General features: G+C 59.1%; 12 protein-coding genes. All 12 read right to left on the reverse strand.

Annotated elements, in window-relative coordinates; translation table 11 throughout:
* Window positions 1–8: 8 nt before the first annotated feature.
* Window positions 9–884, reverse strand: a complete 876-nt coding sequence (locus ACFOTD_RS13190) for a carbohydrate ABC transporter permease (protein WP_378119394.1) — start codon at window positions 882–884, stop codon at window positions 9–11.
* A gap of 112 nt (window positions 885–996) precedes the next feature.
* Window positions 997–2,409, reverse strand: coding sequence for an ABC transporter substrate-binding protein (locus tag ACFOTD_RS13195; RefSeq protein ID WP_378119396.1), 1,413 nt, complete (start codon window positions 2,407–2,409; stop codon window positions 997–999).
* Window positions 2,410–2,458: 49 nt separating this feature from the next.
* A complete protein-coding gene (locus ACFOTD_RS13200) occupies window positions 2,459–2,929 on the reverse strand; it encodes a NanQ anomerase/TabA/YiaL family protein (RefSeq protein ID WP_378119398.1) in 471 nt (156 codons plus the stop codon).
* A gap of 157 nt (window positions 2,930–3,086) precedes the next feature.
* The gene (locus tag ACFOTD_RS13205; protein ID WP_378119400.1) at window positions 3,087–4,304 is read right to left on the reverse strand and encodes a response regulator transcription factor; all 1,218 of its coding nucleotides are present in this window, start codon (window positions 4,302–4,304) and stop codon (window positions 3,087–3,089) included.
* Window positions 4,270–6,090 (reverse strand): sensor histidine kinase, encoded by a 1,821-nt coding sequence (locus tag ACFOTD_RS13210; protein WP_378119402.1) that lies wholly within the window; start codon window positions 6,088–6,090, stop codon window positions 4,270–4,272. Before ACFOTD_RS13210 ends, ACFOTD_RS13205 begins: the two co-directional genes overlap by 35 nt.
* Before the next feature lie 237 nt (window positions 6,091–6,327).
* A complete protein-coding gene (locus ACFOTD_RS13215; RefSeq protein ID WP_378119404.1) occupies window positions 6,328–7,755 on the reverse strand; it encodes an FAD/NAD(P)-binding protein in 1,428 nt (475 codons plus the stop codon).
* 515 nt (window positions 7,756–8,270) lie between these two features.
* Window positions 8,271–8,915 carry a DUF2306 domain-containing protein gene (locus ACFOTD_RS13220; RefSeq protein ID WP_378119405.1) on the reverse strand — a complete coding sequence of 215 codons (645 nt, stop codon included), beginning with the start codon at window positions 8,913–8,915 and terminating at the stop codon, window positions 8,271–8,273.
* A 53-nt stretch (window positions 8,916–8,968) separates the two neighbouring features.
* Window positions 8,969–9,661, reverse strand: coding sequence for a response regulator transcription factor (locus ACFOTD_RS13225; RefSeq protein ID WP_378119407.1), 693 nt, complete (start codon window positions 9,659–9,661; stop codon window positions 8,969–8,971).
* Entirely contained in the window at window positions 9,658–11,130 is a 1,473-nt protein-coding gene (locus tag ACFOTD_RS13230; protein ID WP_378119409.1) for a sensor histidine kinase, read from the reverse strand. Before ACFOTD_RS13230 ends, ACFOTD_RS13225 begins: the two co-directional genes overlap by 4 nt.
* 37 nt (window positions 11,131–11,167) lie before the next feature.
* Window positions 11,168–11,914, reverse strand: coding sequence for an ABC transporter permease (locus tag ACFOTD_RS13235; protein ID WP_378119411.1), 747 nt, complete (start codon window positions 11,912–11,914; stop codon window positions 11,168–11,170).
* The gene (locus ACFOTD_RS13240) at window positions 11,911–12,645 is read right to left on the reverse strand and encodes an ABC transporter ATP-binding protein (protein WP_378119413.1); all 735 of its coding nucleotides are present in this window, start codon (window positions 12,643–12,645) and stop codon (window positions 11,911–11,913) included. Before ACFOTD_RS13240 ends, ACFOTD_RS13235 begins: the two co-directional genes overlap by 4 nt.
* 106 nt (window positions 12,646–12,751) lie before the next feature.
* The gene (locus tag ACFOTD_RS13245; RefSeq protein WP_378119415.1) at window positions 12,752–13,606 is read right to left on the reverse strand and encodes a hypothetical protein; all 855 of its coding nucleotides are present in this window, start codon (window positions 13,604–13,606) and stop codon (window positions 12,752–12,754) included.
* Window positions 13,607–13,816: the final 210 nt, after the last annotated feature.

The raw sequence follows: 13,816 nt of genomic DNA on the forward strand, positions 1-13,816 counted from the left end.
TGTATCCCTCACTTATCCTTGAACAGCGATCGCAGCTGGGGTACGGACAGCAGCAGCGTAATGAAGAACATGATGACGCCGACGGCGGACGCAATGCCGAGCTGATTGTACTTGAAGGCATTATTGTACAAGTAATACATCATCGTGACGGACGCATTGTTCGGTCCGCCGCCGGTCAGCAGCTGGATGACGACAAAAATTTTGAGCACGGCGATAATGTTGATGATCGTGATGTATACCGTGGTCGGCTTGACGAGCGGGATGAGGATCTGGAAGATAACCCTCACGCGGCTCGCGCCGTCGACCTCGGCCGCCTCGAACAGGTCCTTAGGCACGCCGATCATGGAAGCGACATACAGGATGATCGCCTGCCCGACGTTGGTCGCGAACGTGACGAAGATGATGACGGGCAGCACGGTGGTCTTGTTGCCCAGCAGGTTGACGATGCCGAAGTCCAGTTCCCGCGCCGTATGGGAAATGAGCCCGTTGGCCGGATTAAGCAGGAAGCTCCATATCATGCTCATGACGACCATCGACACCATGACCGGGATGTAGTAGCTCCCCCGGATGAACGAGACGTACTTGGCGTTCTTGTCGAACACCGAGGACGACACGAACAGCGCGAACAGCACGGTGAGCAGCACGATAAAGACGACGAAGACGACGGTATTGACGACCGATTTAAAGAAAACAGGATCCGCGAACAGATCCGCGTAATTGTCGAAACCGACGAAGGTCTCTTTCTGAAACTGAATCTTGTAAAAGCTGAGGCGGATGCCCTCGACGATCGGATAGACGATGAACACCAAAAAGAGCAGGAATTGCGGCAGTATGAACAGGTACCCGGTAATGCTCTCTTTCAAGTAGGGGTTTCTCAGTTTCATGGTTTCCGTTCCCTTTCCCGAAAGGCGCCGGCCGCCGCGCGGACGCGGAGACCGGGCATCGAAAAGATGTTAGACGGGACGTATCGCTTCGGGCTGGCTTTCTTGCAGGACTTTACTTGCCCAGCACGGAGTTGGCCCTAGCCTTCTGAATGACTTCGTTGCCCTTGGTTTGATAGTCCTTGACGGCCTGTTCGGGGGTCTTCTCTCCGATATACATTGCCTGAAGCGCCGGATAGAGCACCTGCCTCAGCTCGCTGTAGCCGGGTACGTTGCCGGTGAAAGAGAACATATTCGCGGCGTTTTTGTCGTAGGCTTCGAACAGCGGATACTGGCCCTTGAACTCGTCGACGACGGAGCTGCGGACCGGAATGCTGTTTTTAGACGCCTTGACGAGATCGGGATCGGTGGAGAAATATTTTACGAAATCCTTCGCGACCTCGGTGCGCTTGGCATCGTCAGTCTTGAACACGCTGGCGCCGATGACGTAGGTGAAGGTCAGCGGCGTACCGCTCTCCGACGGGATGTTGGCGAGGCGAACGTCGAACTTCGGCATTTTACCCGCGGCCATATCGGCCTTCATGTTGTTGAACAGCACCCGATTGGTGAAGCTGATGCCTAGCTGCTGGTTTTGGAACATGGCGTTGGCATCGTTGGAGGACACCGACTCGGCGCCCGGGTTCGTGTAGCCGGACTTGTATGCATCGTTCAGCCATTTAGCCGCCTTAATACCGCTAGCATCGTCCAGGACGATATTGCCCTGTTCGTCGAAGAACTTGTTGCCGAACATACGCAGATAAGCGAGGTTCCACGTGTCGCCCTGATTGTTGAGCGCGTAGAGCGCCATCGGATAGGCGTTCGGATATTTATCCCTTGGCAGCTTCGTCTTCAGAGCCTCGAGGATTTGGTTATATTCGTCCAGCGTCCAAGTCTTGATCTCGTCCTCTCCGCCGACGAGACCTTCAAGTCCTGCCGCCTTGAGCATGTCCGCGTTGTAGACGAGCGTACCCGGGTTGTTCGCGAACGGGTAGAAATAGATATCGTCCCCGAACGTGACATTGTCCCAATAACCCTGCGCGATGTCATTTTTGGCCGCGTCGTCCACGATGTCGTTCAGCGGCACGAGCGCGCCGCGGTGCGCGTAATCGCCCATCGCGAAAACGCTCTCGAAAAACACGTCGGGCGGAGTGCCACCGTTCAGGTTGACGTTGAGCAGCTCGTCACGCTGGTCGCCCGCGATGACCTGAACGTTGATTTTGGCGTCGTACTTGTCGTACTGCTTGACGAACTTGTCGGCCGCGGCTTTGAAGAAACTGTCGTAATCGGCGTCGCTCTCCGTCGAGTCGTAGACGCCTTTCCACTGCGGCGTCAGCCAGACCGAGATCTCGACCTTGTCCTTGCCTGCCCCGGCGCCATCGGCTGCGCCCGCCGAAGCTTCTCCGCCTTTGTCGTTATTGCCGCAGCCTGCGAGCAATGCCATCGACAACGCGACTGCAGGAACGACGGTAAACCTTCTTTTATTGAACATGGATAAGGACCCCCTTATGCGTTGTCAGGACCGTGATTCGTGGTGGCGTTTACAATAAAGACATGTCGATCTTAATGACGATCTTGCGGATCACGTCGCCCGGGCGGTCTCCGAGTCCGGGCCTGTGAATGTCGTCGGGCAGAAAAACCGCATACGTGCCGCGCCGCAGCCGAATCGACGATTCATGCGGCAATACCTCGTACAGGGCGAAGTCCTGCTCCGCGTTATAGGCTTGCGTCGGCTTCAGGGATTCGACGTTCGGCTGCCAGCCGATCGTCTCGTGGCCTTCCAGCAGATAATGAACGTCGGCAAATCGCTCATGCTTCTCTGCCGGTTGTTCGTAAGCCGCCTTTGACGAAAGCGTCATGAGCCGTCCTTGAATTGCTTCTCCCCGGATCGGGAAAAGCCCGTCCTCGTTTCCCCCGAAATCGGTTTCTTTCAGAAAATCGACTGTCTCGCGAATGACGGGGTGCATCCGCTTCCGTTCGGTCTGCCAATTTTCGATCGCGCCTACGATCATGCCGCCGCTCCTCCTTATCCTTGGTTTGACAGGCCGCCGGTATCGCCGATCGGCTTGTTGAAGCAAGTATATCGCCATGGCATATAAGCTAACAGGAACGGATTTTAACGAAATGTTCACGATCTTTCGATTCGGGCCGTTTTTTGTGAAAACCTTTTCATTTTCCGTCTTTTTGTCGCTGCGACCGATATTGCTGAGGGCTGACGCCCTTTATTTTTTTAAAGATGCGCCCGAAATAGTTGACGTTCTCGTAGCCGACCCGCTCCGCGATCAAATAGCCCGGCAGGTCCGTTTCCGCCAGTTCGGCGGCGGCGCGATCGATGCGCAGTCCGTTGATCCAGTCCGTGAAGCCCTTGCCCGTCTCCCGTTTGAACACGGTGCTCAGATAACTCTCGCTCATGTTGACCATCGCCGCAGCCGCCTTGAGCGACAGATTGTCCGCGTAATGCGCGGAGATATGGTCCAGCAGCCGCTTGATGTCGCTGCGCGGCGTCTCATGCGCTTCCGCGATGCTGAGCCGGTGGCGGATGCGGCCATATACCTCCGGCACCTGCCGCCAGTCCGAGAACGGCCCTTGCATGTCGCCGGCCAGCGCGATGCCGAGGAGCTGCCTGGAAGCGGCTTCCAGGCCGGCGACGATCCGCTCCGCTTCGTCGCGGTCCGCAGGCGGCCGTACCAGCGCGACGACCTCGCGGCTGCCAGAGGCAGCCGGTTCGCTCGCGAGGCGGCCGGCCAGCTCAGAGCGGACGAGGTGCGCGAGCAGTCCGGTCGCGGAATGCTCCTGCACGCCCTCGCGCATCCGCAGCATGACGAGAACCAGCAGGCTATAGTTCGGCTGCGGATCCACTGCTTCCGCTATCGCGCGTAAACCCGCTTCGTCCGGTTCCGGCGCCAGCGATGACAGCAACGCTTGGCCGAGACGCTCCCTTCTGCCGGCAGCCTCGTCCTCGCTTCCGGTCCGTGCGGCCTGGATCGCCTCGCGCTCGCGGCCCCGCGCGATTTTCTCCGAGGCTTCGACGAGCAGCGCCAACAGCTCGGCGGGCTTAAGAGACGTTTTCAGCAAATAATCCTCGATGCCCATCTTCATCGCGCGGCGAACGTAATCGTACTCGTTGTGACTGCTGAGCACGATGATTAGCGTATTCGGATAATCCCGCTTCACGCGCTCGATCAGCGCGAGTCCGTCCATACGGGGCATGACGATATCGGTAAGCAAAATATCGGGCGCGCCGCGCGACATCAGCTCCAGCGCTTCCTCCCCGTCCGCAGCGTCTCCCATGAACGCGAAGCCGTGCTTGTCCCAATCGATCAGGGACCTTACGCCAAGACGCACCAGCAATTCATCGTCTACGAGCATCACGCCCAGCGGCAGCATCGTCCATTCCTCCCATCGCTTTTTTGAGCGGCAGGCAAAAGACGACCGTCGTCCCTTTCCCTGGCTCGCTGTAAATGTCAATGCCGTACGGCTCCCCGTATTGCAGGCGGATCCGGTCATGCACGTTTTTGATGCCGATGCGCTCCGGCGGCCGCGCTTCGGATTCCTCGGCCAGGCGTCTTCGAAGCTCCGCGAGCTTATCCGCCGGGATGCCCGCCCCGTCGTCGGTCAGCTCGAGCAGGAATCGGTCCTCTTCGGCTCGTGCCCGGACGACGATTTCCCCCGCGCCCTCGGTCGGTTCGATCCCGTGCAGCAGGCTGTTTTCGACGAACGGCTGAAGCATGATCTTGATGACCTCCTGGTCCGCCAGCGCTTCCGGGACCTCGGTCTCGAACGTCAGCCTTTCGGGAAATTTGATCTTCATCAAGCCGATATAATTGTGGACGTAATCGAGCTCCTGCCGCAGCGGAATAAGGCTGCCGCCCCGGCCGATGCTTCCTTCGAGCATGCCCCCGAGATTGGACAGCATGTCGCCCACGTCGTTATCGCTGCGAATATAAGCCATCCATTTGATATTGTTGAGCGTGTTCAGGATAAAATGGGGATTGATCTGCGCCTGGAGCGCCCTGAACCGCATGTCCTCTTTTTGCTCGTATTCGTCCTTCAGCCTGGACAGTAGCGTACGGATCTCCTTGACCATCTTGTTGTAGGTCGCGATCAGCGCGGCGACTTCGCCCGGGCCCTTGACCGGGATGGACGAATGGAAGCCTTTGTCCTCGAGCTCCTCCATCCTGCGTTTGAGCAGGTTGAGCGGCTTGGATATGCCGTACGAAATAGTGAGCGTAATCATCGCGAACGCGACAAAGATGAGCAGGAAAATGAGCACGTTGGTCTTGCGGATCGCGAATATTTCTTTGAACACCGTATCATAGGAAACGAATTGCACGACGCGCCAGCCGTTGGCCTGCACCGCATTGTAATTGACGATCCACTTTTGCTTGCCTTTGCGGACGATCTCCTGGCCTCTAGCCTGGCCTTGCAGCGAAGCCGTATCGATCTGTTCGGACAGCAGTCGGCCGACCGACCCTTTCGACGTGCCGGAGACGATGACGCCGGATTTGTCGACCAGATACACCTCTCCTTCGAGCCCGGCCAGGTACTTGCGTACGTCCTCTTCAGCCACGCTGAACAGCACCATGCCGATGTTGCGTCCGGTTTGAATCTCCGTGACCGTCTTTTTTAAGGTGACCAGCGGTCGGTTGACCGGATACCATTCCTTGCTGTTGACTGACGTCCATTCGAGCTGAAAAGGCTTGGACATCATCCTGGCATACCACTCCGATGCGAGGAGCCGGGCCAGCGAGGCGTCCGATACGTAGCTCGTGCTCAGCCGTCCGCCTTTCGCGTCGATGAGCGTGACGTAGGTATTGGAAAAGTAAGAGCTCGTCCGCCTGTTCAGGATCGCGTCGTTCAGACGCAGCTTGTCGTACCCGCTGACCGCGTCCGGATCTTTAAGAAGCGTCACGATGCTCGGGTTCGTGGTGATCTGGACCGCCGACTGCAGCATGTCCTCAAGCAGCAAATTGACGTTGATGCCGACGAGATTGAGGGCGCTCTGCGCCGAGCTGCCCAGATTGCGCTCGATGACGCGCTCTAGCGGCTTGTCCATCAGGTAAAAGGTGAGCAGGACCGGAATAACGAGGAAAAACAAGATCGAGAAAAACAGCTTGTAGCGTATGGTGTTGGCGCGGGCAAGCGCGCGACGGAAGTTCAGGAAGAGCTTCAAGGTTTCCACTGCCTTTGCGTTGGCGTTCTCGGTTGCATGTCTCTAAGTTTAAGTCTGCCTGGCGGGATTGCCATCCACCAAATATACCTCATGGGGCTCATTTTTGACGAATCGGCACGGTTTGATTCGAATAATGGCGCCGACACGCGCCAACGAACGAAAAAACACGCCGCTCGAGACGAGGTCTCATAGCGGCGTATGCCTAACATGCGGTTACGGCGCGGCGGCGGCTCATGTCTACGATTTCGCAGGCCGTCGCGGCCATTCGCCGACGAACTCTTGAACGTCGTAGCGGTAGAATCGTCCGAGCGTCTCTTCCCGGTCGTCGAGGAACAGCTGGTCGGCCAGCGCGGAGACGAGCCTCGGAATTCCGTATTTCATGCCGGACAGCGCCGATGCGGAAATGCCGCAGCTGACGAGGGCGGCGTAATTGAAGGTGAATAGTCCGCGCAGCCGCGCTTCCCCGGCCTCGTCGCGGCTCGTGAAGGCGAAGCCGGGCGTGAGGTACGGATGCGCAGCGATCATCGGGCTAGCGAGCTCCGGGGGTGCAATATACCGGTCGCCCCAGCGGGAGATATGCCGCTCGATGCGCTCGAGTTCGGGACGCAGCGCGGGATCGGTGAGCAGACCAGTGCTGACGATAAGAAAATCGAAGGCATGATCGCCCAGCGGCGTCGTCACGACCGCGCCGTCCCCTTCCTGCCGAACTGCGAGCCATGGCGCGCCTAGGTGAAGCGCGAAGCCGGGCCAGGCGCTCGCGCGCTCGAACGTGTCGTTGGTCGGCGGCTGGTTAAACTTGAAAAAGTGCGCGATGACCGCGTACTTGTCCGCATCCGGCAGCGCCGGGAAGCGCTCGATCATGCCCGAGCCTTCCATCTGGCGGATCGGGTTGATCCGCGGCAGCTCCCGGCGCCGCACGAACACATGCGCCTCGGCGACGCCTGCGCCGAGCGCAAAGTTCGCATTGTCGAAGGCGGAGGCGCCGCCGCCGAGCACCGCGACTCTTTTGCCGCGAAGCGCCGCGAAATCGATCGTTTGCGACGTATGCGCATAAAGATGCGGCGCCAGGCTGTCCGCGATCATCGGCGGCACATGCCATTCGCCGCCGCCCTGGATGCCCGTCGCCAGCACGACCTTGCGCGCCAGCACCGAGGAAGCCGGTGCGCCGGCTCCTTTAAGATGAAGCCTGTGGATCCCTTCTTCCAGCGGCTCTACCAGCGTCAGCTTCGTTTCGTTGACGAAGGGCAGATTCAGTACCTTGCGATACCAACGCAGGTAGTTCATCCAGTCGCCCCGCGGAATTTTGTCGATCGCCTCCCAGCCTTCGGGACCGAACTGCGCCTCCCACCAGGACCGGAACGTAAGCGACGGGACGCCCAGATCGATCGATGTCAGATGCTTGGGCGTTCGCAGCGTAGTCATCCGGGCGTACGTTTCCCATGGTCCCTCCATGCCTTCCGGATTTTCGTCAATGATTAAAATATTGTAGATTCGCTCGCGCATTAGGCCGAAGGCGATACCCAGCCCGCTCTGTCCGCCGCCGACGATGACGGCGTCATAGACATGGCCATCCGGATGCGCAGTTCGGCGAACCCATGTATCACCGCCGAATGCCAGGTAAGAAAGGTCGGTTTTAACGCGCTCGTTTAACGCTTCAAGGCTCATCGTGACCCTTCCTTTCCGGGACGAGTTTTCGCGATCACAATTCATGTCATAATTCTAAACACATCATGATAGATTAACATCATATTATCGCCTTTAGCTCGTTCAGGACAGTGCGAAGCCCTATTTATTGTGAGGATTTCTAAATTTCGAATAGCGGATTGTACGCGATCACGAGCAAAATTATGGGCATCGATGGCCCTCAGATGCCAGTCGAGTCTCACTTTTTACGCGGTTGAAGCGGTGCTGCGGGAGGCGAAGGGTAATTGTAAACGAGACAAGGGTGGTTGCGAAAGATGGAGTCGCCGTAAGCCACGACTAGGAAGGGGCGTTAGTGGTTAATTGTGGCTATAGGCCGGGAGTTACGCGGTTTTTCCGTGCAACTTCCGCTCCAAACTTGGAAAGAGAGGTTGGAGCGGCGCGGCGGGTGGTGGAGGTTACTCCAAGCGCGGAAAGCGCTGTTGCAGGAAGATCTGGTGTCTGTAGGTAAGGATAGCATGGTTAGGCGAAAACAGAGTTTACGCTTTAGATCTGGCGGATGTCGGCTTTAATATGATCCACTCGACCGCGATCAGATTAAGCACGAGTCCGGCCCAAATGTTGACGTTCAGCGCTTCCTCGACCATTCCTTCGCGGCCAGCCGGAAGCGAAAAGCCATGCATGACCGCATAAAGCAGCAGCAGAAACGGCACCGCGATCCGTCCGCTTACGGCCACGAGCGTAATCCCGAAGCTGCGGATCATCCAGATGCGGTGTGCCGCGAACGATCCCGAACGCGCCGAGAGGTAGCCGCGCCAGGTCGAATACAGCCATATAGCCGATAGCGCTAAAAATCCGACCGCCTTCGTGAACGACTCCATGAAGAACAGGAGCGCGATCGCGAGGATGCCGCTAATGCCGACGCTAACGACGTAGAGCCGCCCCGCATAGCGGTGGAGCAGCGGCCGCCTGCGGCGAATCGGCTCCCTGAATTGGACGAAGCCGGCCAGCAAGGCGATCAGCGCCGTCAGGATGTGCGCGACCAGGATCGGGAACTGCAGCGACGATGCGGTTAACGTCACGCGCCCGGCGGACGGGTCAAATGTAAAATAAGGTGCCGCGAATGGCAAAATGACCGCAAGTGAAACGAACAAAACGATCCACCAGGCTTTTCCGTTTTTCATGACGGTCCAAATCCCTCCCTCCGGTGCGTCGAATTTGCTCCGATTCGGCAGCGTTAAACGTTAAAACGGTAGCCGACGCCCCAGATGGTCTCGATATATTGCGGCTTGGACGGATCGGCCTCGATTTTTTCGCGGAGCTTGCTGATGAAGACGGTGACCGTAGCGGTGTCTCCGACTGCGTCCAGCCCCCAAATTTTCTCGAACAGCTCGTCTTTGCCGAAGACGCGGTTCGGATGCAAGGCCAGAAACAGGAGCAGGTCGTACTCTTTGGAGGTCAGCACGACCTCGCGCTCGTTAACGAAAGCTTTGCGCGACGGCTTGTCGATCCGGATGCCGCGCAAGCGAATCTCTTCCGACCGCTTGGCCGGTCCGGAAGCCGTCAGCCGGTCGTACCGCGTCAGATGCGCCTTCACGCGGGCGACCAGCTCGCCGACGCTGAACGGCTTGGTCATGTAATCGTCGGCGCCCAGCCCCAGGCCTCTGATCTTGTCGATGTCCTCCTTGCGCGCGGACACCATCAGGATCGGGATGTTTTTGGTCTCGCGAACCTGCCTGCATATCTCGAAGCCGTCCACCTTGGGCAGCATGAGGTCGAGGACGATCAGATCGTACTCCCCCTCGAGCGCCAGCTTCAATCCAGCGTCTCCGCTGGTCGCGATGTCTACCGCGCAGCCGGCCGCTTCCAAGTAATCCTTTTGCACTTCCCCGATCACCTGCTCGTCCTCGACGATCAATATCCGCTTCATGGCCGCACACCGTCCATTTCCGTCTTTTTCAGCGTAAAATAAACGCTCGTGCCTTCACCTGCCTGGCTCTCGGCCCATACGTGCCCGCCTTGTCCCTCCACGATCTGCCTGACGATGGCCAGGCCGAGGCCGCTGCCTCCCGTATCCGTATTGCGGGAGCGCTCCGCGCGATAGAAGCGGTCGAACACGTGCGGCAGCGCATCGGGCGCGATGCCCGCGCCGTTGTCCGTAATCCTTACCGTAACTTCGGCGGCGTCTTCCGTCCATGCGACGACAAGCTCGCGGCGCGGCTTGGTCATGTGCCTCAGGCTGTTTTCCACGATGTTCATGAACACCCGCCGCAGCTTCTCCCGATCGGCCAGCACGCGGACCTTGCCCGCTCCGCCGACAGGCCCGACGATATCGATGCCGCTGAAGCGCGGATCGGTCCGCAGCTCCTCCGTGCAATCCGTGAGATACACACCTAGCTCCGTCGGTTCGATCTGGAACGGCAGCCGGTTTAAATCCAGCTTGGAAAATAAAAACAGCTCGTCAATGAGACGGTCCATGTCGCTCGCTTTTTTGGCGATCATGCCCATATATTTGTCCCGCTTGGGCGCCGTATCCGCGATGCCGTCCTGGATGCCCTCGACGCAGGCCTTGATGCCGGCGATCGGCGTCTTGAGATCGTGGGAGATGTTAGCGATTAGCTCCTTGCGGTTATCTTCGTACTGGAGCTGCAGGCGGATCGAATCGTTCAGCCGGACGCGCATCGCCTCGAACGCATCGCCCAGCTTGCCGATCTCGTCTTTGCGCTTGAGGTTCACGCGCCGGTCGAGCTGCCCGTCCTTGATTCGCTCGGCCGCTTGCTGCAGCGCATGGAGCGGCTTGATCATGCTGCGGGAAACGAGGAAAGTCAAAAGGCCGTTGGTCAATGCGACGGCGGCGAGCAGTGCCGCCAGGGCAATCAAAAACAGCGAGCGCATGCTTCCGAAAAAGCCGTCCATATCATACAGGACAAAAACTTCGCCCTGATTCCCGTCGCTAAACTTGAAGTTATATCTGACGACGCTGAATTTGCCGTCAAACTTTTTCTTGCCCCATGAGGGCCGCTCGTCGTTTGGACGGACTTCCTGCAACTGTTCGTACAGGCCGGAGGAATCCCCGACTTCGGGAGAGACATAAGCAATCGTGCCGTTGTTCGCGACGACAAGCTTTGCTTTAAGCGCCTGCAGCCGCCCGCTCGTCTTGGTCAAAAAGGCTGTGTCGCCTAAACGGTCCGGATCGTTCTCCGCCATGAATTTGAGGCCCGCAGTCAATTCGTCGAGCTCGTTGGACGCGGCCCATGCAGCCGGTATTTTCGTTTCGCCACCGTCCGACGGCGTCTTGAACAGCAATGAGGCGACACCCGCCGCGATCAGCGCGAACAAAATAATGGGGATGACCGTCATCGCAACGTAGGACAGCACGAGCCTCAGCTTGATGGACATGGCAAAGCTCCTTTATTCGGACGCGGGGCGTCTTGGATTACAGCTGCTTGCGTTCCAGCAGGACGACGCCTGCCGTATAAGCCATTATACAATAGGCAAGCAAGATGCCTGCCGCGCGAACCAGGCTCCCGACAGGCGCGCCGGCGCCAGACCAACGCACATGCCATTCGGCATAGGCGACGACGGACCAAATGGATGCTTGAGGGAACAAAAACGGCAGCAGTCCTGCAGCCAAATAGACGAGCAGCATGATCGCCATCCCGCCGGCGATGCTGCGCACGAGAAGTCCGACGACGCTGGCCAGCAGCCCGATTGCGATCATCGGCAGCCAAGAGACTGCATAGGCTTTCAAACTCTCGGCTATGCCGTCCGCAGCTTCGGCACCGGCGACAAATACGCCTGCGGCCGTCGAAACGATCCACCCGATCGCGAGCAGCGCCGCCGCGAACAGAGAGAGCGCGAATATTTTCGAGGCGTACACCTTCGCTCTCGTGACCGGGCGCAGCAGCGTCAGCTTCAGCGTTCCGTCCGCCGCTTCGCCCGCGAACAGGTCGGCCGCCGTCATCATGAGGAACAAGGGAATCAGAATCAATGTTAATAAGCGCAGCATCAGCATCGCGAGATCGCCGCCGAGCGCGCTCTGCAAAGCGCCTTCAGGCAGCGCGCGCAGCGCCCAGGCGGACAGCAGCGGGAGCAGCGCCGCGACTAGCGCGAACCCCTTCGTCTTCCTCCGCCGCCACAGCCGTTCCGTCTCATTGCGCGCATTGGCGTACAGACTGTTCATCCGAGCCTCGCCTCCCTGTCGCTTTGAATTTGCAGCATCGCGAACTGCTCCAGGCTCGATTCGCCCCACAGCCCCTCATCCACCGCCTCGGTTCGAATCAGGCGCCCCTCGCTCATAATGCCCACGCGTCCCGCGATCAGGCCCAGATCGTGCACCAGGTGGCTGGACACGAGAAAAGCGACGCCCGTCTCCGCCGACAAGCGGCGAATCGCCGTCCGCAGCTCCGCCATGCCCTGGACGTCCAGCCCGTTGGTCGGCTCGTCGAGTACGACCAGCTTCGGGCCCGACAGCAGCGCTGCCGCCAGTGCCAGCCGCTGCTTCATGCCGAGCGAAAAGCTTCCGGCCTTTTCATGGCGATAAGCGGCAAGGCCCACTTGCTCGAGCGCCTGATCGATCCCCGTGGCGGGCAGGCTCGTGTAAAACCGCGCGGCCTGCCGAAGCTGGCCGTACGCCGTCAGCTTTTCATAAACGTGCGCCTTCTCGATGATGCAGCCGACGCCCGACATCGCTTGCTCGAACTGTGTCGCCGCATCCAAGCCGAACAGCTCGATTCGACCTTGGTCCGGCCGTGCCAGTCCAGCGATCAGCTTGAGCAGCGTCGTCTTGCCGGCGCCGTTCGGACCGATCAGGCCGAATACCTCTCCCGATCCAATCTCGAAGCTGACGTCCTGCACGCCGCGGCCGTTCTTGAATCGCTTGCCTACGTTCGATACCTTTAACACGGTCTCCATGGGTCTCCGCTCCTTTCAATTCGTAAAACCGGGCGGCGCCGCCGCCCGATCGTACCGCCTTCGTCACGCGTAGCCCGATCTATTAACCTTCGTCAGGCGGATTCGTTTAGCGGTGCCAGCTGCGCCCTTCTTTTCCGTCGTCCAGCGGTTCGACTTTCTTGCCCGTCAGGTCGACCCGGTCCGGCGTCGTGCCGTCAATATCCGAGATATCAATGCGCAGCGCGAGATCAAGCTCGTGCTTGAGGCCGGTGTCGTCCTTGCCGGTCAACACGAGACGCACCGTCTGATCCTCGAGCAGTCCGTCCGGACCGATGTCGGCGTCGAGCTCGATGCGTTCGACCTTCACCCCGTCTGTCAGCGCCGGCGCCCCGGCGCCAGCGTCGCCATGCTCGGCCAAGCCGGAGGCGGCCAGCGCGCCGAGCGCGTTCACGACCGCCGGAATCTGGCTCCCGGACAGATGCAGCGAAGCCCGCTTGCTGCCATCCGCCTCCGTCTCTACCGTGGCCAGCTCCTTCACGTTGCCCGTCAATGCGTCGAACAGCCGGAGCGCAGCTTGCGGCGGACCATGCGGCTTTTCCTGCGCGGCGTTTTCCTTTTCCTCGTCCAGCGCTTTGACCTTGTACGCGTCGCTATTCGCGGTCTTGACGATCAGCTGTCCGTCCTGGACGAATATGTCGGCCGCATGCGCCTTCCCGTCCCCCTCCGCCTTGGCATTCAAGCTGACCGCGCGCCGCGCGCTGTCCAAGCGAATGTCCGACGCTCCCGCGAACAGCGATTTGCCGTTGTCGGTCACCGTCAGATTCACGCGCGCCGTCAAGCTGGATACCTGCGTCGTTTTCGTCAACGCCGCTTCATATGCCTCATATCCCGACGTGCTCGCCATCGCGCTAAGTCCGCTCGCCAGCAGCATCGCCGCTCCGACGCCGAACGCGCCGCCTGCCATCCACCATTTCTTGTTCATGTCCGTTCCCTCCGCTATTCTGATTTTCGAAGCGCTGCGGCTTCCTGTAATTCATCTTAGCTGGCAAGTCTAAACCATCCTCAAAGCAATTCTAAAAAAAGTATAAAAATGAAAAATCGCAATGAAGACACAAAAAAACGACACCTAAGCAACGGCTTTACCCGTGCAAGGGTGTCGTATATTTATGAGTTCGTTGCCGCAGCCGCCTTC

Source organism: Cohnella sp. GCM10012308 (assembly GCF_042649185.1).
GTDB lineage: Bacteria > Bacillota > Bacilli > Paenibacillales > Paenibacillaceae > Cohnella.